Source organism: Plantibacter elymi (nom. nud.) (assembly GCF_900177795.1).
GTDB classification, from domain to species: Bacteria; Actinomycetota; Actinomycetes; order Actinomycetales; family Microbacteriaceae; genus Plantibacter; species Plantibacter elymi.
This window is the reverse complement of record NZ_FXWJ01000003.1, coordinates 367,182-390,768: the sequence shown is the minus strand read 5'-3', so window position 1 is coordinate 390,768 and position 23,587 is coordinate 367,182. Positions and strand designations below refer to the sequence as shown.

The window sequence follows — 23,587 nt, the reverse complement described above, 5'->3', positions numbered from 1 at the left end:
TCGTCCAAGCATGCCGGTGGGCGACGCGGGCGCCGGCGACCGGCCTCAGTAGGGTTGTGCCATGGATCTGCCCCTCACCGCCGCCCTCGTGCCACGCCTCGAGATCCTCGCCCACGCCGGCTCCACCAACGACGAACTCGCCCGACGCGTGCGCGAGGACGGCGGCGACGCGTGGCCGGACCGCTCGGTCGTCCTCACCGACGACCAGCGCGGGGGACGCGGTCGCCTCGGTCGCGTGTGGACGGTGCCACCCGGCACGTCACTCGCCGTGTCGGTCCTGCTCCGGCCGGTCACTCCGTCAGGCGATCCGCTCCCGCTGCAGGCCTACGGCTGGCTCCCGCTCCTCGCGGGTGCGGCGCTCGCGGAGTCGCTCCGGGAGCTCGGGGTGCCCGCTGACGTGAAGTGGCCGAACGACGTGCTCATCGGCGGTCGGAAGGTGTCAGGCATCCTCGCCGAGCTGTTGCCGAGCGGGGACGCGGTGATCCTCGGGACCGGTGTGAACCTCCGTCAGCGTTCCGAGGAACTGCCGACCGACCGGTCGACCTCGCTCGCGCTCGCCGGCCTCGCCGATCCTGACCCGGACACCGTCCTCGTCGGCTACCTGCGTGCGTTCGGCACGCTCTACGACGCCTACCTGGCGGCGTCCGGTGACGCCGAGGCCAGCGGGCTCCGAGCTGCGGTCACCGAGCGATGCGTGACGTTGGACAGCTCGGTGCGGGTGGAACTCCCCGGCGGCGACGTCCTGACCGGCACGGCCGAGCGGATCGACGCGGACGGGCGGCTCGTCGTCCGACCGACCGACGGTGGTGCGCCGGTCGCGGTGGCGGCCGGCGACGTCACGCACGTGCGCTGAGCGCTCCCGCCTGTTCGGTGAGGGACCGGCGCGCGAGCACGGTCGCGCCGGAGACGGCGGCCGGCATGACCAGCACGGACAGGACCGGCACGAGGAAGAGGACCGCGACCGTCATCCCGAAGCCCAGGGTGCGGGCGCGTCGCCTGGCGAGGGTCCGGCGGCGGTCGCGTAACGACAACCCCCTCGCGTCGAACGCGTAGCCCGTCAGTTCGAGGGCGAGGAACCAACCGCTCACGGCAAGTCCGAGCGCCGGGACCACCGTCTGGCCGATCACCGGGACGAAGCCGAGCAGGAAGAGGACGGCCGCCGTCGGGATGGTGAGCAGGAGCAGGCCGAGCGCCCGGGTGACACCGGTGAGGAGTCCGCGCCACGCGGACTCACCCGACTCCGGAGGAGCGTCGCCGAGGGTGCGTTCGACGTCGGCCCAGATCCGCTCGTAGAAGGGGTCGCCGACGAGGAGCGTCGCTGCGGCGTAGGCGTACAGCATCACCACGACGGCAACGGCCACCAACGCGACCGCGGCGGCCACCCGGATGGACGAGCGGTACGGCTCGTCCCAGGTGTCGGCGAACGGTGTCGCCCAGTCGACGATCGTGGCGGCGTTGACGCCGAGGACGACGAGCAACGCGATGAACACGACGCCCACGATCGCGGCGGGGACCGTGCCGAGCAGCATGCGCTTCGGCGAGGTACCCCAGAGGCGGAACCCGCCGAAGAGGATGCCGATCCCCTCGAGGAACGACCCGACGACGCCGGGTTGCTGCGCCGTCGGTGCGGTGCTGTCGGCCGGTTTCACGCCTTCATGGTAGCCGGGCGGCCGATGCACGGATGTTCGGGATCGCCGACGGGCGGGGTGGGAGCAGGCGGCGGGTTGCCGCGACTGCTAAGAATGGGAGTATGGCTGATCCCGGTATGACGGGGCCGGGCAGGCCGGCTCCTCCCGCGGCGGCGACCGAACGTGTGGTCGCACGCCTGCGTCCGCATGCCCGGCGGCTCCTGCTCCCCGCCCTCCTGCTCATCGCGGTGAGTGGCGCCGGTGCGTTCTTCTTCGGCTCGTTCGACCTCGAGTGGCAGAACTGGGCCGTCCTCATCGGCGGCGGGGTGATCGTGCTGGTCGCCTGCGTCCTGCCGTTCATCGCCTGGCTGTCGGTCCGCTACGTGATCACGACCCGCCGACTGATCGTCCGTCGCGGGTTCTTCGTGCGGACGCGCCAGGAGCTCTACCACGCCCGCGGCTACGGCATCACGGTGCACAAGAGCTGGGTGCAGAGCGCCTTCGGCAGTGGCAACGTCCGGGTGACGAGCGGCGGCGAGGTGCCGGTCGTCCTGCGGGACGTGCCCGGCGCGGTCCTCGTCCAGAACGCCCTCCACGAGCTCGTCGCCGAGAACCAGAGCATCGCCGCGCCCTACCCGGCTGCACCGAACCCGACGCAGCAGCCACCGGTCCGACGCTGACCCGTGCGGGGTGTGCCCGGCCGGTACGATGTTCGAGTCGGGGCACCCGCCGATCCGCCTCCGGATCCGCCCGTCCCGCCTGCTGAAACGAGACCCGCCGGCCGGTCGCCGGAGAGCTGGAGTGAACCCATGAGCATTCGCGTCGGAGTGATCGGCGGCGGTCAGCTGGCCAGGATGATGGTGCCCGCGGCCGTGAACCTCGGACTCGACATCCGGGTGCTCGCCGAGCAGCAGGGCATGTCCGCCCGACTCGCCACCGTCGAGGTGGGCGACTACCGCGACGCGGACACCGTGCTCGCTTTCGCCGAGACGGTCGACGTCATCACCTTCGACCACGAGCACGTGCCGCAGCACGTCCTGCGGGCACTCGTCGACGCCGGCGTGCAGGTGCACCCGGGACCGGACGCGCTCGCCGTCGCCCAGGACAAGCTGCTCATGCGCGAGCGCCTGACGGAGCTCGGACTGCCGGTGCCCGACTGGGCGCGTGTGCACGACCAGGAGGAGCTCGCCGCCTTCCTCGCCGAGCACGGCGGGAAGGGTGTCGTCAAGACTCCGCGTGGTGGCTACGACGGCAAGGGCGTCCGCGTCGTCCACGGACCGAACGAGGTCGACGACTGGTTCACGGCGCTCTCCGAGGACGCCAACGGCGGCGCATTGCTCGTCGAGGAACTGGTGTCGTTCCGGCGCGAGCTCGCCCAGCTCGTCGCCCGGCGCCCGTCCGGCGAGGTGGTGCCGTGGCGCGTCGTCGAGACCGTGCAGCTCGGTGGGGTGTGCAGCGAGGTCATCGCTCCGGCGCCCGGCTCGGCTGGTCGGCTCGCCGACACCGCGGAGGAGATCGCCGTGACCGTCGCGACGGCGCTCGGGGTGACCGGGGTCCTGGCCGTCGAACTCTTCGAGACGGACGACGACCGCCTGCTCATCAACGAACTCGCCATGCGTCCGCACAACAGCGGGCACTGGACGCAGGACGGCAGCGTCACGAGCCAGTTCGAGCAGCACCTGCGCGCCGTCCTCGACCTGCCCCTCGGCTGGACGGGCTGCCACCGCGATTGGACCGTCATGGTGAACGTGCTCGGCGGGCCGGCCGAGGGGACGCTCGACGACCGCTACCCGCAGGTCCTCGGTGCGCACCCGCTGGCGAAGGTGCACAACTACGGCAAGGACCCGCGCCCCGGGCGCAAGGTCGGCCACGTCAACGTCGCGGGCGACGACCTCGACGACGTCGTGTACGAGGCACGGGCGGCCGCGGCGTTGCTCGGCGCCGAGAACGCCTGACCGCCCTTCGACAAGCTCAGGGACCGTGTGGGGTGCACAGGGACCGCGTGGGGTGCTCAGGGACCGGTGGTCGATGACCGGTCCCTGAGCCTGTCGAAGGGCCCTGCTCAGGGACCGGTCGAGGAGCGCCTCAGTACACGTCGCGGATGTAGCGCTTCTCGCGCTTCAGCGTGTGCACGTATTCGGCTGCGGCCTCCGTCGAACGCCCACCGTGCTCGGCGATGAGCTCGTGCAACGCCTGGTCGACGTCCTTCGCCATCCGTGAGGCGTCACCGCAGACGGCGAAGTGGCCGCCCTCCTCGAGCCAGGCGTAGAGCTCCTTGCCGTTCTCGCGCATCCGCGTCTGGACGTACACCTTCTCGCGCTGGTCGCGGGAGAACGCGAGGTCCAGACGGTCCAGCACCCCTCCGGTGAGCAGCTCGCCGAGCTCGTCCTCGTAGATGAAGTCGTGCGCCCGGTGCTGGTCGCCGAAGAACAGCCAGTTCCGACCCGTGGCCCCGCGCTCGCGGCGCTCCTGCAGGAACGAGCGGAACGGCGCGATCCCGGTTCCCGGGCCGACCATGATGAGTGGCGCGTCGTCGTCCGACGGCACGCGGAAGCCCGCGTTGGCGGAGACGAAGATCCCGCTCGTGGCACCCTCCGTGACCCGGTCGGCGAGATGCGTCGACGCGACGCCGCCGTGCAGACGGTCGCCGACCGCATACCGGACGCTCGCGACGGTGAGGTGTACGCGCCCGTCGGCCGCCAGCGGACTGGACGAGATCGAGTAGGCGCGGTGCTGGAGCGGACGCAGCACGTCGAGGAGCGCGGCGGCGTCGAACCGGACCGCGGTGGAGCGCAGGAGGTCGAGGATGTCCCGGTCGCGCAACCAGGAGTCGAGCGTCTCCGCCTGGGCGAGCGCGAGGATCCCCGCCAGCTCCGAGTCCGGCGCGCGGTCGGCGAGCTCGGCCACGAGGTCCTTCGACGGGGTGCGGATCTCGAACCCGTGGGTGAGCCGGTCCGCCAGGGTCGAGCCGTCGACCGACTCGTCCGCGGTCGCGTCCAGTTCGGCGATGATGGCGTCGACGAGCGCCGGGTCGTTGCTCGGCATGACGCCGAGGGCGTCGCCGGCCGCGTACTCGATGCCGCTGTCGGCCAGGTCGAACTCGTAGTGCCGGATCTCCTTCGACGAGGCTGGCCCGGACAGGACGCGGTTGACGGCGAGGGTCGCGCCGTACGGCGTCTTGCGGGTCCACGGTGAACGCGTGCGGCCGGGCTTCTTCGCCGGTTTGGCGGCCGGCGCGGGAGCGGATGCGGCATCGGCGTCCGTCGGGGCGAGGGCGCCGAAGAGCGACAGGGCCTGCGTGGTCCACGCCGCGGCGGGCTCCTCGTAATCGACGTCGCAGTCCACGCGGGCGAGGATCCGTTCCGCACCGAGCTGCTCCAAGCGCGTGTCGATGAGCTTGCCCGCCTGGCAGAACCCGTCGTATCCGGAGTCGCCGAGCGCGAGCACGGAGAACCTCAGGCCGTCGAGGCGTGGCGCAGTGCTCGCCTGGAGCGTCTCCCAGAACAGTTCGGCGTTGTCGGGCATCTCACCCTCGCCGTAGGTGGAGGTGATGACGACGACGTGTCCCATCGACGGGAGCCGGTCGACCTCGACGTCGTCGAGTCCGACCGTCGTCACCGCCACACCGTAGCCGGAGGCGGCTCGGCCGAGGTCCTCAGCGATGGCCTCCGCGGTGCCCGTCTGCGTCCCGACGAGCACGTGCAGGGCGAGCTGCGGCGTGCGGCCACCGGCGTCGGTGGCATCGATCGCGCTGGAGCGGACCCCTGCCAGGAATCCCGCGAGCCAGACCCGCTGCTCGGGGCTGAAGGGCGCGTCCGCCGGGATGAACGGGTCGTCGGCGCTGCTGCCGAGCGCGGCGAGCGCCTCGAAGAGCACCGGGCTCGGTGTGCTGGCCGCCGGGGCCTGGGTCGAGGTCATCGTCCCCTCCAGTTCGGGCGCGTTCATCGGGAACCCGCCAGGGTCAGCTCGGCCAGAGCGGCCGATGCAAGGAGTGCTTCGGTGCCGCCGGTCGCTGCGGATCGGGCACGGTTCTTGGCGTGTTGGTGCATGATCCACCCCGTGGTGCCCGGGTGGTCGATCGACCGCACGTTCCGCAGCCGCAGTGCCTCGGTGTAGTCGTGGAGGCGCTTCGCGGCGATCATGGCGGCCAGCGCCCCGTCGTCGTACCGTTCGAGCAGCTCTCGAGCCGCCCGCTGCACCCGCTGCATGACGAAGAAGTCCTCGGTGAGGATGAGCGTGCGGACGCTCGCCTGCACGAGCGGGTGCGACGGGTCGTCGACGCCGGGCGTGCGGGAGAGCGCGACCTCCTGGGCGAGCTTCAGCACCGTGTAGCTCGTGAGGAGCGCGTAGACGTCCTGCGGGTCCGCCGCGGGCTCGCCGAGTCCGGGGGCGCGACCGCCGCGGACCGGTCGGCGGTCGCGGTAGTCGAGCTTGAAGGTGCGGAGCTGCTGCGCCGCGAGGGCCGCGCCGAGTTCGTCGAGGAGTTCCTTGCGGCTCTTGGCCGCGAGGATCGCGTCGCTGTCCTGGTAGAGGAGCAGCGCGCGCGGCATGCCGAACACGAACTGGTGCCTGGCCGTTTCCCACTCGGCGAGCAAGCGGGAGGCGAGCGGCGAACCGGTCGCCTCGACGTGCCACTCCAGCAGCAGGAGCACGGCGGCCTCGTGGAACGCCGCCTGCTCGCCCTCGGTGATCGATCCGAGGAGGAGGGAGTCCGCGCTGACCTTGCTCGGCAGTTCGCCCCGCGGGTCGTACTGGTAGACGAAGCCACCGCTCATCCCGTTGCCGAAGCCGATCCCGAAACCGCCGAGGTTCAGCACGGCGCCGTTGGTCATGTATTCGCAGGCGTAGTCGCCGACGCCCTCGACGACCGCGGTGGCGCCCGAGTTGCGGACGGCGAAGCGGTCGCCGGCCTCGCCCTGGACGAAGGTGCGGCCGCCGGTCGCGCCGAAGAGGGCGAAGTTGCCGATGAGGACGTTCCCGCCGTCCTCCGAGCTGCCGCCGCCGGGGGAGAGGATCGCGATGGTGCCACCGGAGGCGCTCTTGCCGACGCCGTCGTTGCAGGTGCCGGTGTGCCGCCAGTGCAGGCCGTCGACGCAGAACGCCGCGTACGACTGCCCCGCGGAGTGTTCGGTGCGGATGGTCACAGTGTCGGCGGCGAGCGAACGGTGGCCGCGGTCGTCGGTGACGACGGAGGGGATCGCCGCCGCCTGGGCGTCGTCGAGCTCGTGGTTGAGGATGCGCTCGAGGTCGATCGCGAGCTGCCCGCCCACGGAACGCCAGCGGTTGCCGAGGCGGATCCCGCCGTCGGTGTCCTCGGCGCCCAGGTCGAGCGTCGTCCGGCCGTCGTCGAACAGGCCGGCGCGCACACGCTCGATGAGGGCGTCGTCGAGCGTGAAGTCCTTCTCCAGGTACACGGGGTCGGTGACGACGACCTCGGGGACGACCGCGAGCATGGCCCGCAGGTCGAGGTCTGCGACGGCCGCCGGGTGGTCGACGAGGTGGAGGAGGTCGGTGCGACCGCGGGCTTCGCGAAGCGAGCGGAGGCCGAGGATGGCGAGCCGCTCGCGGACGTCGTGCGCGATGTTCAGGAGGTACTGCGCGAGCGCGCGCGGGTCGCCGTCGAAGGTCTCCGGGTTGGTCGTGAGACCAGCCGGGCACTTCACGTTGCAGTTCTTCGCCATGACGCACTTGAGCATCATGAGCGCGGTGGTCCCGAACTCGAAGCTGTCGCCGCCGAGCAGGGCGGAGATGACGACGTCGCGACCGGTCTGATGCGCGCCGGAGCAGCGCAGCGTGACCTTCGACCGCAGACCGTTCGCGCTGAGGGCCTGGTGGACCTCGGCGATGCCGATCTCGGCGCTGCGTCCGGCGTACTTGAGGCTCGTCACGGCGGCTGCGCCGGTCCCACCGGTGTTGCCGGCCACGTTGATGACGTCGGCACCGGCCTTGGCGACGCCGACGGCGATCGTGCCGATGCCCTCGGAGGAGACGAGCTTGACGACGACGCGGACCCGTGCCGCCTTGCAATCGTGGATGAGCTGCGCGAGGTCCTCGATCGAGTAGGTGTCGTGGTGCGGCGGCGGCGAGACGAGCTCGATGCCGGGCGTGCCGCCCCGGGCGGCGGCGATGTCCACCGTCACCTTGGGAGCCGGGAGCTGACCGCCCTCGCCGGGCTTGGCGCCCTGGCCGATCTTGATCTCGAGCTCCTGCAGCATCGGGTCGGCGAGGTAGCCGGCCCAGACGCCGAAGCGGCCCGAGGCGAACTGCTTGATGCGCGAGCCGCGGATCGTGCCGTAGCGGGACAGGTGTTCGCCACCCTCACCGCTGTTCGACATCCCGCCGACCATGTTGGTGCCGTGCGCGACCGCCTCGTGCGCGGTCGCCACGAGGGCACCGTGGCTCATCGCCCCGGACGCGAGGGATCGGGTGATCTCGCTCGCCGGCTGGACGAGGTCGGTCGAGATGCTCTCGGCACCCTCGACGAGCATCGAGAAGTAGTCGTCGGCCGAGCCTGTCGCCTCCACGATGAGGTCGCCCCCGGAGATCCAGTGCCCCGTCACCTCGCCGCCGAAGCGGTGGACGTAGTACTCGCCGAGCGCCGAGACCCGGGTGAGGTCGCCCGCGAGCGGTCCCGTGAGCTGCAGCCGGTGCCGTCCCTGCTCGGTCCGCGTCGCACGCAGGCCGCGGACGACGATCGAGGAGTTGCCGACGGGGCCGAGCCGGTCGAGCTCCCGTGCGAACTCCTCCGGGGTGGTCAGCCGGGTGATGTCCTCGGGCAGCACGAGCACGTCGCGGAGGGCTGCCGGGCGACGGCGCCGCTCGGTCGTCATCGACTGCACGAAGGAGCGGTAGCCGGGCGTGATGGTGAAGGCGTCGATCTCGTCGTCGTCGAGGGCGTCGAAGGAGGTGTGCTGGTAGGCGTCGTCGTCGATCCCGAACGCGTCCTCGAGGTTCCCGATGGTGTGGAGGCGCAGCGGGTCGTCGCCGAGCGTGCCCCCGTCGCGATCGACGGCCGTCGTGTCCGCTCGCGGCAGCTGCACGGGCTCCTCGGTGAGGTCGACGAAGCCGCGGACCGCGGTCGTCCCGTAGGAGTGGCCGGCGCCCTCGGCGCGTTCCTTGAACAGGCCGAGGAGCGGGACGTCCGCGTCGCTCGACGTCGTCAGGGCGCGCTGGTGCCAGGCGCTCGCCGTCCGGGCGATCCCGGCGAACCCGACGCCGCCGACGGGGGCGCGGAGGTGCGGGAAGGCGCGCGCGAGCACGGGGTCGCTCGTGTCGAGGTAGTTCGGCTCGAAGAACTCGCCGCCGATGTAGCTCTCGACGGTGCAGAGGCCGACCCGGCCCATGGTCTTCAGGAGCGACTTCTCGGCGGCGTAGGCGAACCGGCGGAACGCTGCTTCCACCTCGTCGGGGTGCTGCTGCTCGGCACGCAGACGGACCGCGAGCGGGTGGACGGCCGACGCACCGAAGCCGAGGGCGGAGGCGACGTGGTGCGAGGACGGCAGCTGGCCGCTGTCAACCACGAGCGACACGCGGAGCCGGAGGCCGTCGTCGATGAGTCGCTGGTTGACGGCCGCCACGACGAGGATGAGCGGCAGGGCGGCACCCTCCGCGTGGACGCCGCGGTCGCTGAGGATCGCGATGCCGCCGTTCTCGGCGGCGAACCCGGCGACCTCCGCTGCCACGCGCTCGACGGCGGCCTCGAGTGCGTCGGCGTTCGCCTGCGCGTCCACCTCGGGCCGGTAGAGGATGTCGAACCACGCGACCGGCGACTCGTGCTGAGCGCTGAGGCGTCGGAGTTCGTCCTCGCTGATGATGGGGGACCGGAGGACGAGCTGCTTCGTGCCGACCGTGCCGCTGCCGGGCTTCGGGCCGAGTGCGACCCGGAGGGTCATGCCGTCAGCCTCACGGATGCTGTCGAGCGGCGGGTTGGTCACCTGGGCGAAGCGCTGGGAGAAGTACTTCGCCAGGCCGCCCTCCTGGTCGGACAGGGCGTTGATGGCGTTGCCGTAGCCCATCGCCGAGATCCGCTCCTTGCCCGAGGCGAGCATCGGGTCCGTCATGAACCGGAAGCTCTCCTGGTTGAGGGAGTAGGCGACGTAGCGCTGCACCTGGCTCAGCCCACCGCGGTAGGCGAAGGCGTCGTCCGGCGAGGCCGTCGGTGCCGACACCGGGACGCCCCGGTCCTCGAGCGCGTCGAGGTCGGTGGCCGATGCGGCGAGCATCGCCGGGTAGTCCTTGCGCGCCGCGAGGAGCTCGAGCGCCTCGCCCGTGCGGAGGCGCGTGCCCGTGCGGTGGTCGTAGGCGAGCATGCCGCCGGCCTCGATGCGACCGCGGTGGACCACCTCGTCGTCGGGGAACGGCAGCTGCCCGGCCTCGGAGGTGACGCAGAGGTAGTCGGCCGTCTCGACGCTGCGCAGCGGACGCAGGCCGAGCCGGTCGAGCCGGGCGCCGACGGTCGTGCCGTCGTTGAAGATGAGCGCGGCTGGACCGTCGTTCTTCTCCTCGACGAGCGAGAAGTACTCGAGCATCGCGCGCACCTCACGGCTCAGGGTGCGATCGTTCTCCCAGGCCGGGGGCATGACCGACACGACCGCCTCGAGCAGTTCGAGTCCGTCCTCGACCACGCGGCTGTGCAGCGTCTGGTCGAGGCGCGAGCTGTCCGACTGGCCCCTGGCCCGGATGATCTTCCGGCCTCGCGACGCCGCCAGCGCCGTCTCGGACAGGCGGTTCTTACGGTCGGTGTTGAGCTCGCCGTTGTGCGCCATGAGGCGGAAGGGCTGCGCCATCGACGGGTGGGGCGCGGTGTTCGTCGAGAACCGGGTGTGGAAGGCGAGGGTCCTGACCCGGTGCAGGGGGTCGGCCAGGTCGGCGAAGTAGGGGATGACCTCGCCGGAGTTGAGACGTCCCTTGAGGACCTGGGTGCGCGTGCTGAGTGACAGCGGGTACAGGCCGTCGAGAGTGAGGTCCGTGTACGCGGTCGCCTCGATCGCGAGCAGGGCCGCGTGCGCGCGCCTGTCGAGGTCCTCTGTGGAGGCGTCGTCCGACGGCTCGAAGATCCACTGCCGGATCGGCAGCTGGTACTGCACGGCCTTCGGGCGCAGGACGGCCTCGACCGTCGGCACGGCACGGGCGAGCAGCACCGTGAAGCCGGCCTCGCCGAGCGAACGTTCGATGAGCGCCTCGGCGTCGCCGATCCGACCGTGGTCGACCGGGAGGAAGACGTTCGCGACGCCGAACCGCCCGGCGACGAGCGGCTTGCCGACGAGGGAGCTGAAGAAGTCGACCGAGAGGTCGATCTGCACGCCCGCTCCGTCGCCGACGCCCTCGGAGGACATACCCCCGCGGTGGGGGATGGCGCACAGGGCGGTGTCGCCGAGTGCGATGACGTCGTGGCTCTGCACGCCGTCCTTGCGGGTGATGAAGCCGACGCCGCAGTCGCTCTTGTCGGTCTGGCGATCGACGAGGTCGGGCAGGGGCGATGGTGCGGCGGTGCGCGGGCGCGGTGGAACGGAAGACGAGATCACGACGGGGTACCCCTCGGAATGCGGGCGCTGGACGGCCCGGAGACGGTGAGATGACGGGACCGGATCTACGTCGCTGGAGGGTGGGTCCGTGTCGACGCGGGCGCTGGGTGCGGCGGCCGTCGTCTGCATGAATGGAGGTGTTCCGATCCTAACCGGGCCGTCCCGCCCACTCAACCGTAACGAGCCGAACCGGGCCGTTCGGCGTAGGCTGGGTGTTTCCGGTACGCATGGGACACGCCGTGAGCGCTCCGGCGGCTCCCGTCGACGGCCCATCGTGCAGCGCCCGGATGTGCTGCGGGACGGCTCACGAGCCTGCCCGTGGTGGATCGGATCGCGACCGGACGACCGATGTGCAGCCAGCTGCATGTTTTTCGGACCAGAATGGTGAGATGACGACAGAGCATACGGCTGCGACCGGTCGCGGCTTCGCGCACGCCAAAGCGATCCTGCTGGGCGAGCACGCCGTCGTCTACGGGTCTCCAGCCGTCGCCCTGCCCATCCCGTCGCTCCGGGTCGAGGCGACCGCCCGACCCATCGGCGGGGCCTCGGTCCTCGACACCGAGATCTCACTCGGCCCGCTCGACGCCTCCGATCCGCTCGGGACCACCGTCCTCGAGACCCTCGCGCACGTCGGTGCGGCTCCGGCCGGCGTCGAGGTCGTCGTCCGCGGGACGCTCCCGATCGGCAGAGGCCTCGGATCGAGTGCCGCGGCCGCCAACGCGATCGTCGACGCCGTCGCCGACCTGCACGGCGTGGCGCTCGACGACGCCGACCGGTTCGAGCTCGTGCAGCGCGGCGAACGCGTCGCCCACGGGACGCCCAGCGGTCTCGACGCCCGGGCCACGAGCGCCTCGACACCCATCCTCTTCACCGCCGGCCGGGTCGAGCATCCGCCGATCCGCTTCGGCGGCAGCTTCGTCGTGGCCGACACCGGTGCGCGCGGGTCGACCCGGAAGGCGGTCGCCGACGTCCGCGCCTTCGTCGAGCTGCACCCCGAGCGTGGTCGCGCGCTCCTGGCCGAGCTCGAACGCGGGACGGTGGCGGGCGTCGCCGACCTCGCTGCGGACCGCCGCGACGACCTCGGGACCCGCATGAACGCGGCACAGGTCGTCCTCGACGAACTCGGCGCCGGCCACCCGGCCATCACCGCGCTCATCGCGGTCGCCGAGGCGAACGGCGCCCTCGGCGCGAAGCTCACGGGCGGCGGGCAGGGCGGATGCATCATCACCCTCGCCGCAGACCCCGCGTCAGCCCGACGCATCTCGCAAGCCCTGCTCGAGGCCGGAGCACTCGGCACCTGGACGATCGACGCGGAGGACTACGCGTGACCCTGACCCCGCAACAGCCCGCGACGACCGCCTCGGAGGAGGGCAGTGCGACTGCTCTGGCCAACCCCAACATCGCCCTCGTCAAGTACTGGGGCAAGCGGGACGAGGCGCTCATCCTCCCGTGGACCGGAAGCCTCTCACTGACCCTCGACGCAGCGCCCACGACGACGACGGTGCGACTGACGGACGCACCCGACGACGTCGTGCTCCTCGGTGGACGACCCCTCGAGGGCACCGCCCGCTCCCGCGTCACGCGCTTCATCGACCTCGTGCGTGCGCTCGCCGGCCGAGACGAGCGCGTCACCGTCGACTCCCACAACGAGATCCCCACGGGGGCCGGCCTCGCCTCCTCCGCCTCGGGCTTCGCCGCACTGGCGCTCGCCGCGTCGACCGCGTTCGGACTCGACCTCGATCGGCGTGCCCTCTCCCGGCTGGCCCGCCGTGGTTCCGGGTCGGCCTCGCGTTCGATCTTCGACGGGATCGCCGTCTGGCACGCCGGGCACGACGACGAGAGCTCCTTCGCCGAGGCGGTGCCCGCGCCCGGACTCGAGCTCGGTATGGTCCTCACCGTCCTCGACGCCCGGGCCAAGTCGGTCTCCAGTCGCGACGGCATGCGGCGCACGGTCGACACCTCCCCGTACTACCCCGCCTGGGTCGAACGCACCCCCGTCGAACTCGAGGAGATGCTCGCCGCGATCACCCGCGCCGACTTCACCGCGGTGGGCACGATCGCCGAGCGGAACGCGATGCGGATGCACGCCACGATGCTCGGCGCCGAGCCGCCGGTCCGGTACTGGGGACCGGCGAGCGTGGAACTGCTCGATCTCGTCGCAAACCTCAGAGGCGACGGCCTCGAATGCTATGCGACGATGGACGCCGGCCCGAACGTGAAGATCCTGTGTCGAGCCGACGCGGTCGACGAGCTCGCGACTCGGATCCTCGAGGCGCAGCCCGACATCGGCGTCATCCCCGCCAGAGCCGGACGGGGCGCGAGGCTCATCACCTCGGAGCCCGGCGGATCGGCGGGCGAGCAGACAACGGAAGGAGCGCGATGATCGAGATCAAGGCGCCCGGCAAGCTCTTCGTGGCCGGCGAGTACGCCGTCGTCGAACCAGGGCACCCCTCCATCCTCGTCGCGGTCGACCGGTGCGTCACCGTCCGACTCGAGGCGAGCGAGCACGAGGGCCGCATCTTCTCCGACCAGTACGGCCGAGCGCCCATCATCTGGCGTCGCAACCGCAACGGGGTCGTCGTCGAGCACGAGGAACGCCCGCTCGACCACGTCCTCTCCGCCGTGAGCACGATGGAGACCCTCGTCGCCGAGCTCGGCGTCGCGCAGCGGTTCTCCGCCCTGTCCATCACGAGCGAGCTCGACGACGCGAGTGGCCGGAAGTTCGGCCTCGGCTCGAGTGCGGCCGTGACGACCGCCACCATCCGCGCCCTCGACGAGTTCTACCAGCTCGACCTCACCCGGACGCAGATGCTCAAGCTCGCGATCCTCGCCACCATCGACGTCGCACCGGCAGCGTCCGGAGGCGACCTCGCGGCGAGCATGTTCGGCGGCTGGCTCCGCTACACCTCGCCCGATCGGGCACGGCTGCGGGAGGTGCGCCACCGCGAAGGGGTGCTCGCAGCCCTCCGCGACCCCTGGGCCGAGCTGGGGCTCGAGCGCCTGTCGCCGCCGACCTCGCTCCGGCTCCTCGTCGGCTGGACCGGCGAGCCCGCCTCGACCACGCGTCTCGTCGATGAACTGCAGTCCCGCAAGTGGGCGGAGACGGCCCACTACACCTCCTTCCTCGCGGCCAGCCGCGCCGCCGTCGACGCGCTCACGATCGGCTTGAACGACGAGGACCCGGCCCTCGTGCTCGGTGCCGTCCGCTCCGCGCGCGCGACGCTCGCCGGTCTCGGCCGCGACGCCGGTGTCGACATCGAGACCGCCGCGCTCGCGCAGCTCTGCGACGCCGCCGAACGCCTCGGCGGGGCGGCCAAGTCGTCCGGTGCCGGTGGTGGCGACTGCGGGATCGCGTTCATCGGCCAGTCCGTCTCCACCGCCGCCCTCGAAGACGACTGGTCGGCGCACGGCATCGAGCGGCTCCCGCTCACGGTGCACCCACCGACCGGACTCATCGACGCCGCCCACAGCCCGTGGGGGCCGTCGGAGATCAGCCGGACCGACGACGACGCGGTCGAATCCATCAGATCCACCTACGCTCGTGCCTTCGCCGAGCAGCACGACGTCCTCCGAGGCGGAACGGAACCCCACGCATGAGCAACGAACCCGACGGCGTCGCACCGGTCCCACTCAAGTGGATCGGCCCGCTCCACCTGAGCGGCAACGTCATGGAGGGCGAGCAGGAGGTCCCGCTCGCCACCTACGAGAGCCCGCTCTGGCCGTCGGTGCGCCGGGGCGCCCGCATCTCCTCCATGGTCCCCGGCGGCATCCGCGCGACGCTCGTCGACGAGCGGATGAGCCGCTCCGTCCTGTTCGAGGTCGACTCCGCCGGCGACGCCCTGCAGGCGCTCCGCGAGATCGAGCGCAGCCTGCCCGAGCTGCAGGCCGTCGTCGCCCAGTCGAGTCACTTCGCCGAACTCATCCAGATCAACTCGCAGATCGCCGGCAACCTGCTCTTCCTGCGCCTCGAGTTCCGCACGGGTGACGCGTCCGGCCACAACATGGTCACGCTCGCGGCGGACCGTCTCATGCCGTACATCATGGAGCGGTGGCCGATGCTCCGGTACGGATCGATCTCCGGAAACTTCTGCTCCGACAAGAAGGCGACCGCGGTCAACGGCATCCTGGGTCGCGGCAAGAACGTCGTCACCGAGATGACGATCCCGCGGGCGATCGTCGAGCGGTTCCTGCACACGACGCCCGAGCAGATCGTGCAGCTGAACGTGCGCAAGAACCTCGTCGGGACGATCCTCGCCGGTGGCCTGCGCAGCGCGAACGCCCACTACGCCAACATGCTGCTCGCGTTCTACCTGGCGACCGGCCAGGACGCGGCGAACATCGTCGAGGGCTCGCAGGGCGTCACCCATGCCGAGGTCCACGACGGCGACCTCTACTTCTCCTGCACCCTGCCGAACCTCATCGTCGGCACGGTCGGCAACGGCAAGGGGCTCGGCTTCGTCGAGGAGAACCTCACCCGCCTCGGGTGCCGCGAGGACCGTGAACCCGGCGCAAACGCCCGGCGACTCGCCGTCCTGTGCGCCGCCGCCGTCTGGTGTGGCGAACTGTCACTCCTCGCCGCGCAGACCAACCCCGGTGAGCTCATGGCCGCCCATCTGAAGCTCGAACGCAGCGCGCAGACCGCAGCCGGCGCGCCCGCCTGACCCTCCCACCGCACCGGGGGACCGGTGCATCGTCGACGCTCGAACGGAGCACCCCGCACGTGAACACCAACCAGACCACCAGCCCCGCCGTCGGCATCGACGACATCGCTTTCGCGACCGGTGCGAACCGCATCGACCTCGCCGAGCTCGCCGGGCGCTTCGGTGTCGAACCCGCCAAGTACTACGTCGGTCTCGGCCAGAGCGAGATGAGCGTCCCGGCCGCCGACGAGGACATCGTGACGATGGCCGCCGCCGCTGCCGCACCCATCATCGAACGGCACGGCAGCGATCGGCTCCGGACCGTCCTGTTCGCCACCGAGTCCGGGATCGACCAGTCGAAGTCCGCGGGCGTCTACGTGCACCGCCTGCTCGGTCTGCCGCAGGCGGTCCGCGTTGTCGAGCTCAAGCAGGCCTGCTACTCTGCCACCGCGGCGCTGCAGTTCGCGGCTGCGCTCGTGGCGCGGAACCCCGAGGAGACCGTGCTCGTCATCGCGAGCGACGTCGCGCGGTACGAACTGCACTCCAATGCGGAGCCGACGCAGGGTGCCGGGGCCGTCGCCATGCTCGTGGCCGCCGATCCGGCGATCCTCGAGCTCGAGACCGCGACCGGCGTCTACACGCAGGACGTCATGGACTTCTGGCGCCCGAACCACAGTGCGACGGCGATCGTCGACGGCAAGCTGTCCATCTCCGCCTACCAGGACGCGATCGAGGGTGCCTGGGCGGACTACCGGTCACGCGGTGGGGCGGACTTCTCCGAGGTCGACCACTTCTGCTACCACCAGCCGTTCACGAAGATGGCGATCAAGGCGCACCGGCACCTGGCCAAGTCGCTCGGCTCCGAGCGTACCCAGGAGGAGTTGGACGCACAGATCGAGCCGACGACGGGGTACAACCGCCGGATCGGGAACAGCTACACGGCCTCCGTGTACCTCGCGCTGCTCGCGCTGCTCGACGGCGACGACGACCTCACCGGTCGGCGTATCGCGTTCCTCAGCTACGGCTCGGGTGCGGTCGCGGAGTGCTTCAGCGGCATCGTGCGTCCGGGTTACCGCTCGGCTCTGCGGAGCGACGCGAACCGTGCGCAGCTCGATGCCAGGACGGTCGTCGACGACGCCCGCTACCTGCAGCTCCTGGAGGACGCGGCGTCGGCCGACGTCCACGACTCCGACCGCCCTCGTGAGACCAGCGCGCCGTTCCGCTTCGCGGGCGTCGTCGGCGACCGTCGGCAGTACGAGCCCACCTCCGCCTGACCGCTCCCGCGCCCGAGCTCTCCCGGGTGGTCGCCAGCGCGGTGCGCTGACGTCACCGCGGGTCGGGGACGTCAGCGCGGGTCTCCGGAGGGGCGCGCTCACGCGTGTGCCCCGCGCTCGTGCCGGTTCCGCCGCGCTCGCGCCAGCGCACCGCGCCGACGCCGGGTTCGACACCCTCGCATCAGCGCACCGCGCTGGCACTCCACCCGATCAGGGACTGGTCACCCACGGGAGGTGGCGGCTCGGATCCGGTCGACGAGGAACGGGCCCAGGGTCCGCGACCAGGTGGCCGTGATGTGGTGCAGATCGCGATAGACGAGCACGTTCCCGACGGCGAGCGGACAGGTCCCGGCCGCGCAGTACAGCTCGCCGAGATCCACGACCGGCACGGCGCCGTCGGTCATCGCCGCCGTGGCGGTGTTCAGGTCGAACGTCGGGTACGCCTCGGCCACGGGGAAGGCGCACGCCCCCGCGATGAGCTCGGCGGCACTCGTGCGGTCGACGCACGCCGCGGCTTCGTTCGGCACGCGGGGATTGTCCCGCAGCACCACGATCGACGTCCCCTGCTCGAGCACCGGTCTCCACGCGGCGAGCGTCGCGCCGCGGATCGCGGCCTGTTCGGCCACCGAGGTCTCGTCCGGGCTCTTGGAGGTCACCAGGATGATGTCGTACGGGCGCTCACCCGTGAACGCCTCCTGCATGAGCGTCCGCCGGGCGTCGCAGGCCGCCGAGTCGTCGGGTCCCGGTGCCCGCCACTCGCAGCCCTTGCCGACGTACACGTCGAGCCGCCAGTTGCGTGCCTCGAGCTGGTCGACGAGTCCGGGGATGAGCATCGTGGCGTGGGAGTTGCCGGTGAGCGCGACCCGCGTGGCGTCCGGGCGCTCGGAACCGAAGGTGCAGCCGGGGAAGTCCGGGGCGTCTGCGGCTGCGGAACACCGGAAGGTGTCGCCAGTGTCCTCGGTCCGCACCGACAGCGGCGGCAGGAGTTCGTCCGCCAACGCCGGATTGGTGCAGCCCGACGCGGCCGCATCGGCACCGAAACACGGCTCGCCGTCCGAGACGTAGGCGTCCACGGTGCTCGCGAGGGTCCGTTCCTCGGCGGCGACGGTCAGCAACCCCGCCGCCGGGATGCAGAGCACGAGTGCGGTCGCCGCGCCCGCCAGCAGGACGCTCCGTGCGGAGCGCGCGTGCGCGAGGACCGGGGCTCGTCGGACGGGGTCCTCGACGAACCGTTTCGTCAGTGCGGCGAGGACCACGGCGACGACCAGGAGTGCGGCAGCGACCGCCAGACCGAGCGGGTCGCCGAGCGCGACGGGCACGCCGAGCACCCACGGCGCGACCACGATGAGCGGCCAGTGCCACAGGTACAGCGAATAGGAGAGATCGCCGAGGAGGAGCGACGCACGTGTGCGCGCAAGGGTCGTCACGGACCACCGATGGGTCGACGACCCACCGAGGATCACGAGGAGCGTCCCGAGGACGGGGAGGGCGGCGGCGATCCCGGGGAAGGCCGTCTGCTCGGTGAAGGCGACCAGCGCGACCGCCAGGAGGACGACGCCGAGGACGCCGGAGGCCGTCCGCCAGCGGGTGCGGTGGACGACCACGGCCGGCCCGAGGAGCGCGAGCAGACCGCCGGCCGCGAACTCCCAGGCACGGGTCGGTGTGGCGAAGTACGCCGGTGCCGGATCCGCCGCGGTGTACAGGACCGAGCACAGGAGAGAGAGGGCACCGATGATCCCGAGCGCCACACCGAGGGTGCGGCGGAGGTCCGACGGTCGCCGCCGGGTGAGCCACACGCACAGCAGGACGACGAGTGGCCAGCCGAGGTAGAACTGCTCTTCGACGGAGAGCGACCAGAAGTGCTGGACCGGTGACGCGGCGCTGCCCTGTGCGAGATAGTCCACGGAGCTCCCGGCCAGGAACCAGTTCTCCCAGGAGGTCGCGCTCGCCACGGTCTCGGTGAAGAACTGCGTCCAGGCGCTCGGCGGGGCCAGCCGCCAGATGAGCACGGCGGTGACGGCGAGGACGAGCAGGGCGGCCGGCAGGAGTCGCCGGATCCGGCGGGCCCAGAACGCCGGGAGGTCGACGCGGCCCGTCTCGTCGGCCTGGCGTGCGAGGTGGCTCGTGATCAGATATCCGCTGACGACGAAGAACACGTCGACGCCGGCGTACCCACCGGGCAGGAGGCTCGACGACAGGTGGAAGACCACGACGGACAGGACGGCGATCGCGCGGAGCAACTGGATGTCGGGCTGCGTGCGCGGAACTGCTCCGAGGAGGGGAGACGCGTCGGTCCGGTCCTGCACCTCCCTCACGCGCCCTCCTCCGCCCTCCGGGTCGACGGACAGCGAGCTCAGCGTAGGGAACGCCGGTGACGCGCTCGTGGACGGCAGATGACGGGTTCGCATCGGCTCCCGGTATCGCTCGGCGGACAGCCGACGGTCGGGTCAGCCGACGTTCGCGCCGAAGAGTAGGCCGAGCACGTAGGTCGCCGCCGCTGCGCCGTACCCGATCGCCAGTTGTCGCAGTGCCCGGCGGAACGGGGGTCCGCCCGAGAGGAGCCCGACGACGGCGCCGGTGCCGAGCAGGGCCACCCCGACCAGGAGTGCGGCGACGAGCAGCGCAGCGACACCCTGCAGCCCGAACAGGTAGGGCAGGACCGGGATGACGGCGCCCGATGCGAAGAAGCAGAAGCTCGAGAGCGCGGCACCGAGCCCGGTCCCGATGGCCTCGTGCTCCATCGCCGTGCGGGCCTCGCGCTGGTAGGTGCCGGCGCCGACGCGGGCCAGGACGTCAGCGGCGTGGGCCTCGGCTTCCTCGACCTCCATTCCGCGTGCCCGATAGACGAGCGCGAGTTCGTTCGCGTCGACGTCGAGGTGGGGGAGGGCGTCGTCGGCCGCCGGGTTGGGGCTGGACGCCTCGAGCAGTTCCCGCTGCGACCGGACCGAGACGTACTCGCCGGCTCCCATCGACAGCGCGCCCGCCAGGAGGCCCGCCAGCCCGGCGGCGAGGACGACGCCGTTGCCGACGCCGGTGGCGCTCATGCCGATGACGAGTGCGAGGTTCGAGACGAGTCCGTCGTTCGCCCCGAACACGGCCGCCCGGAAGGTTCCGGACAGACGGTTGCGTCCGCGGGCGGCCAGGCCCCGGACGACCTCCTCGTGGATCTGCTCGTCGGCGGCCATCCGCTCGGTTGCCGCCCGTTCGGTCGCGTAGGGAGAGCGTGACTCGGCACGCTGGACGAGCGCCAGGACGAAGACGGATCCGAACCGCCTCGCGAGCCAGCCGAGCAGCCGGGTCCGCAGGTCACCGCGTTGCGGCTTGCCGATGTCGTCGCCGAGCAGGGCGATCCAGTGCGACTCGTGGCGTTTCTCGGCCTCGGCGAGCGCGAGCAGGATGTCGCGCTCCTCACCGCTCCGCCGACCGGCGAGATCCCGGTAGACGGCGGCTTCGGCGCGTTCGTCGGCGAGGTACCCGCGCCACCGCCGCAGCTCGCGCTGGCTGGGTGGCTCATGGTGTGCTGCGGATCCATCCGCGGTCGACGTGCTCATCCGCCGATTGTCCCAGACACCTGTCGATCGGTGCGCTGCGCGGTGCGCAGGCGTCCCCGGACTGGGGTCGCCCGGGTCAGGGCTCGTCCGTCGGCTGCGGTGCGTCCTGAGCCGATCTTCAGGCACCGCGATCTACGATGGTGCTCATGCCCGAGAACTCCGCCCCGTCCCGTGACGCCCCGCCGCTCGTCGGCGTCGTGATGGGCTCGGACTCCGACTGGAACGTCATGAGCGATGCGGCGCAGGTGCTCCGCGACTTCGGCGTGTCGTTCGAGGTCGAGGTGCTGTCGGCCCACCGCACGCCCGAGAAGATGATCGCGTACGGCAAGGCCGCCCACGGCCGTGGCGTGAAGGTCGTCATCGCCGGCGCCGGTGGCGCGGCGCACCTCCCCGGGATGCTCGCCTCCGTCACCACCCTGCCGGTGGTCGGCGTCCCGGTGCCGCTCTCCCGCCTCGACGGCCTCGACTCGCTCCTGTCGATCGTACAGATGCCCGCGGGCGTGCCGGTCGCAACCGTCTCGATCGGCGGCGCGAAGAACGCCGCGCTGATCGCCGTCAAGATCCTCGCCACGGCCGACGAGGCCCTGCACCAGGCGCTCGTCGCCTACGCCGAGGCCCTCGCCGACTCGGTCGAGGAGAAGAACCGGAACCTCAAAGCGCAGCTATGACGAGTGCAGCCACCGCCGCGAAGCCGATGCGGTACCCAGACACCCGTTCACGCGAGGTGATGACGAAGCGCGCCTGGTGGCTCGTCCTGCTCAACCTGCTGATCCCCGGGTCCGCACAGGTGCTCGCCGGGAACCGGAAGCTCGGCCGCTTCGGGCTCGGGTTCACGCTGTTCCTGTGGCTGCTCGTCGTGGTCGGCGTCGCGCTCATGTTCCTCGCGCGCGAGGTGCTCTTCACGCTCGCGACGAACCCGATCGCGCTCACCGTCGCCCAGGTGCTCCTCGTCGCCTACGCGATCCTGTGGGTCGTGCTGACGCTCGACACCCTGCGGCTCGTCCGCCTCGTCAAGGCCTCCCCGAACGCCAGGCTCGGCGTCGCGCTGTTCACGACCCTCGCCATGGTCCTGGTGGCCGGTGGCGCCGGGTACGGAGCCGTCGTCGCCGGTGCCACCCGCGGCTCGATCTCCTCCATCTTCGGCAACACCGGACCGTCGGAGCCGCCGGTGGACGGCTACTACAACATCCTGCTGCTCGGTGGCGACGCTGGCCCCGACCGCGACGGCATGCGTCCCGACAGCATGTCGGTCGTCAGTATCAACGCGGAGACCGGGCAGGCGACGACGATGTCCATGCCGCGCGACCTCGTCGACATCCCGTTCCCCGAGGGCAGCGAGATGGCGTCCCTCTACCCCGACGGCTACGACGACTCCTGCGACGTCGACGTCTGCCAGCTCAACTCGATCTACACCGAGATCGAGCTGAAGAACCCCGAGTTGTTCCCGAACGCCACGGCCCACGCGAGCGAGCCAGGCATCGAGGCGATGAAGCAGGCCGCCGAGGGGATCACCGGGCTGCACATCCAGTGGTACGTCCTCATCGACATGTACGGCTTCGCCACCCTGATCGACACGCTCGGCGGCGTCGACATCGACGTCAAGGAGCGGCTCCCGATGGACGGCGACGCCGACCTCGAGAACGTCACGTCGTGGATCGAGCCCGGCGAGCAGCACATGGACGGCTGGACGGCGCTCATGTACGCCCGGTCGCGGCACTCGACGAGCGACTACGACCGCATGGAGCGCCAGCACATCCTGCAGACCGCGATGCTCAAACAGTTCAACCCGGCGAACGTCCTCGCGCGCTTCCAGGACGTCGCAGCCGCGGGAGGCGACGTCGTCAAGACCGATGTGCCCCAGGGCATGCTCGGTTACTTCGTGAACCTCGCGCTCAAGACGCGCGAGCTGCCGATCAACTCCCTGCAGTTCGTCCCGCCGACGATCGATCCGGAAGAGCCCGACTACACGCTCATCCGCCAGATGGTGCAGGACCAGCTGTTCCCGCCGTCGCCGAGCCCGGAGCCCGACGCCGGCTGAGCCCCGGTCGCTGAGCCGACGTCCCGGTTCGTCCCGGTCCCTGAGCCTGTCGTCGGGCTCAGCGCACGGTCGCGACGATCTCCCCGTGCGGGACGGCGAACCACCCGTCGGACGCGTCGACCCAGTCGCGCCACGCCGTCGAGATCAGCGCGAGGTCGGCGTCGTCCGCGATCCCGGTCTCGAGCGCCTGTGTGGCGAAACTGGAGGTCCGCGCTCGCTCGGACCACGCGCCTCCCCACCACTCCCGGTCCTCCGGAGTCTCGAACGACCAGACACTCGCGCTGCTCCGGATGTCCGTCAGCCCGGCTTCCATCGCCCAGGACTTCAGCCGGCTGCCCGCGTCGGGTTCGCCGCCGTTCGAGCGAGCCAGCTCCTGGTAGACCTCCATCCAACGGGTGAGTCCCGGGGACAGCGGATACCAGACGGCGCCGCCGTAGACGATGTCACGGAACGCCACGACGCCGCCGGGTCGCACCACTCGCCGCAATTCACGGATGACGGAGACGGGGTCGCCGACGTGCTGGAGGAGCTGGTGCGCGTGGGCCACGTCCACGCTGTCGTCCGGAAGATCGAGGGCGTAGGCGTCACCGACGGCGTAGGACACGTTGTCGACGCCGGCGGCTGCCGCACGCGCGCCGGCATCCGCGACCACTCCGGCGTCGGCGTCGATGCCGACGACGGTGCCTGGTGCGACGATGCGCGCGAAGTCCAGCGTGATCGTTCCGGGACCGCTGCCGAGGTCCAGCACCTCGAGGCCGCTGTGCAGGTGCGGCAGGAGGTATGCGGCGGAGTTCTCGGCAGTGCGCCACGAGTGCGTGCGCAAGACGCTCGGGTGGTGTCCGAGGGTGTAGCGTTCGCGTGGTTTCGAAGAGGTCACCAGACAACCCTACGGGTGTCGCATCACGACTCGTCCCACATGACGACGGACCTGC

At 71.3% G+C, this 23,587-nt stretch carries 16 protein-coding genes; 10 read left to right on the top strand and 6 right to left on the bottom strand.

Annotated elements, in window-relative coordinates:
* Positions 1-61: 61 nt before the first annotated feature.
* Positions 62-853 carry a biotin--[acetyl-CoA-carboxylase] ligase gene (locus tag CCK91_RS11245; protein WP_086474084.1) on the top strand — a complete coding sequence of 264 codons (792 nt, stop codon included), beginning with the start codon at positions 62-64 and terminating at the stop codon, positions 851-853.
* On the opposite strand, the gene CCK91_RS11240 is transcribed toward CCK91_RS11245, so the two are convergent.
* The gene (locus tag CCK91_RS11240) at positions 837-1,649 is read right to left on the bottom strand and encodes an EI24 domain-containing protein (RefSeq protein ID WP_086474083.1); all 813 of its coding nucleotides are present in this window, start codon (positions 1,647-1,649) and stop codon (positions 837-839) included. The genes CCK91_RS11245 and CCK91_RS11240 overlap by 17 nt on opposite strands.
* A 101-nt stretch (positions 1,650-1,750) precedes the next feature.
* Between CCK91_RS11240 and CCK91_RS11235 the strand changes: the two genes are divergently transcribed.
* A complete protein-coding gene (locus CCK91_RS11235) occupies positions 1,751-2,308 on the top strand; it encodes a PH domain-containing protein (RefSeq protein ID WP_165767028.1) in 558 nt (185 codons plus the stop codon).
* A 129-nt stretch (positions 2,309-2,437) separates the two neighbouring features.
* Positions 2,438-3,583, top strand: coding sequence for a 5-(carboxyamino)imidazole ribonucleotide synthase (locus CCK91_RS11230; RefSeq protein ID WP_086474081.1), 1,146 nt, complete (start codon positions 2,438-2,440; stop codon positions 3,581-3,583).
* Between the two features lie 130 nt (positions 3,584-3,713).
* On the opposite strand, the gene CCK91_RS11225 is transcribed toward CCK91_RS11230, so the two are convergent.
* Both CCK91_RS11225 and CCK91_RS11220 read right to left on the bottom strand, forming a co-directional pair.
* Positions 3,714-5,546: a sulfite reductase subunit alpha gene (locus CCK91_RS11225; RefSeq protein ID WP_086474317.1), complete on the bottom strand. Its 1,833-nt coding sequence runs from the start codon at positions 5,544-5,546 to the stop codon at positions 3,714-3,716.
* Positions 5,547-5,569: 23 nt separating this feature from the next.
* On the bottom strand, positions 5,570-11,152 hold the full coding sequence (locus CCK91_RS11220) for a glutamate synthase-related protein (protein WP_242664518.1): 5,583 nt from the start codon (positions 11,150-11,152) through the stop codon (positions 5,570-5,572).
* 389 nt (positions 11,153-11,541) lie between these two features.
* Here CCK91_RS11220 and mvk point away from each other — a divergent pair, with 389 nt between their 5' ends.
* From mvk to CCK91_RS11195, 5 genes are read left to right on the top strand one after another with little or no spacing between them, the layout of a single operon-like run.
* Positions 11,542-12,480 (top strand): mevalonate kinase, encoded by a 939-nt coding sequence (gene mvk, locus CCK91_RS11215; protein ID WP_165767027.1) that lies wholly within the window; start codon positions 11,542-11,544, stop codon positions 12,478-12,480.
* Positions 12,477-13,535 carry a diphosphomevalonate decarboxylase gene (mvaD, locus tag CCK91_RS11210; protein WP_242664517.1) on the top strand — a complete coding sequence of 353 codons (1,059 nt, stop codon included), beginning with the start codon at positions 12,477-12,479 and terminating at the stop codon, positions 13,533-13,535. The genes mvk and mvaD overlap by 4 nt, the downstream gene beginning before the upstream one ends.
* Positions 13,532-14,749, top strand: coding sequence for a phosphomevalonate kinase (locus CCK91_RS11205; RefSeq protein WP_071262515.1), 1,218 nt, complete (start codon positions 13,532-13,534; stop codon positions 14,747-14,749). Before mvaD ends, CCK91_RS11205 begins: the two co-directional genes overlap by 4 nt.
* Positions 14,746-15,813: a hydroxymethylglutaryl-CoA reductase gene (locus CCK91_RS11200; protein ID WP_086474077.1), complete on the top strand. Its 1,068-nt coding sequence runs from the start codon at positions 14,746-14,748 to the stop codon at positions 15,811-15,813. The genes CCK91_RS11205 and CCK91_RS11200 overlap by 4 nt, the downstream gene beginning before the upstream one ends.
* Positions 15,814-15,872: 59 nt before the next feature.
* Positions 15,873-17,066 (top strand): hydroxymethylglutaryl-CoA synthase, encoded by a 1,194-nt coding sequence (locus CCK91_RS11195; RefSeq protein WP_086474076.1) that lies wholly within the window; start codon positions 15,873-15,875, stop codon positions 17,064-17,066.
* Between the two features lie 221 nt (positions 17,067-17,287).
* On the opposite strand, the gene CCK91_RS11190 is transcribed toward CCK91_RS11195, so the two are convergent.
* Positions 17,288-19,381, bottom strand: a complete 2,094-nt coding sequence (locus tag CCK91_RS11190; protein WP_165767026.1) for an acyltransferase family protein — start codon at positions 19,379-19,381, stop codon at positions 17,288-17,290.
* Positions 19,382-19,513: 132 nt separating this feature from the next.
* Positions 19,514-20,617 (bottom strand): VIT1/CCC1 transporter family protein, encoded by a 1,104-nt coding sequence (locus tag CCK91_RS11185; RefSeq protein ID WP_086474074.1) that lies wholly within the window; start codon positions 20,615-20,617, stop codon positions 19,514-19,516.
* A 137-nt stretch (positions 20,618-20,754) separates the two neighbouring features.
* Between CCK91_RS11185 and purE the strand changes: the two genes are divergently transcribed.
* Positions 20,755-21,285 carry a 5-(carboxyamino)imidazole ribonucleotide mutase gene (gene purE, locus CCK91_RS11180; RefSeq protein WP_086474073.1) on the top strand — a complete coding sequence of 177 codons (531 nt, stop codon included), beginning with the start codon at positions 20,755-20,757 and terminating at the stop codon, positions 21,283-21,285.
* Positions 21,282-22,655 (top strand): LCP family protein, encoded by a 1,374-nt coding sequence (locus CCK91_RS11175; protein WP_242664516.1) that lies wholly within the window; start codon positions 21,282-21,284, stop codon positions 22,653-22,655. The genes purE and CCK91_RS11175 overlap by 4 nt, the downstream gene beginning before the upstream one ends.
* 58 nt (positions 22,656-22,713) lie before the next feature.
* Here the strand turns inward: CCK91_RS11175 and CCK91_RS11170 are convergent, their stop codons facing one another.
* A complete protein-coding gene (locus CCK91_RS11170; protein WP_086474072.1) occupies positions 22,714-23,532 on the bottom strand; it encodes a class I SAM-dependent methyltransferase in 819 nt (272 codons plus the stop codon).
* Positions 23,533-23,587 lie beyond the last annotated feature (55 nt).

Coding starts and splice junctions, on each gene's coding strand:
- purE (WP_086474073.1), top strand. CDS start 20,755: ATGGTGCTCATGCCCGAGAACTCCGCCCCGTCCCGTGACGCCCCGCCG.
- CCK91_RS11245 (WP_086474084.1), top strand. CDS start 62: ATGGATCTGCCCCTCACCGCCGCCCTCGTGCCACGCCTCGAGATCCTC.
- CCK91_RS11235 (WP_165767028.1), top strand. CDS start 1,751: ATGGCTGATCCCGGTATGACGGGGCCGGGCAGGCCGGCTCCTCCCGCG.
- CCK91_RS11185 (WP_086474074.1), bottom strand. CDS start 20,617: ATGAGCACGTCGACCGCGGATGGATCCGCAGCACACCATGAGCCACCC.
- mvk (WP_165767027.1), top strand. CDS start 11,542: ATGACGACAGAGCATACGGCTGCGACCGGTCGCGGCTTCGCGCACGCC.
- CCK91_RS11225 (WP_086474317.1), bottom strand. CDS start 5,546: ATGACCTCGACCCAGGCCCCGGCGGCCAGCACACCGAGCCCGGTGCTC.
- CCK91_RS11230 (WP_086474081.1), top strand. CDS start 2,438: ATGAGCATTCGCGTCGGAGTGATCGGCGGCGGTCAGCTGGCCAGGATG.
- CCK91_RS11200 (WP_086474077.1), top strand. CDS start 14,746: ATGAGCAACGAACCCGACGGCGTCGCACCGGTCCCACTCAAGTGGATC.
- CCK91_RS11175 (WP_242664516.1), top strand. CDS start 21,282: ATGACGAGTGCAGCCACCGCCGCGAAGCCGATGCGGTACCCAGACACC.
- CCK91_RS11205 (WP_071262515.1), top strand. CDS start 13,532: ATGATCGAGATCAAGGCGCCCGGCAAGCTCTTCGTGGCCGGCGAGTAC.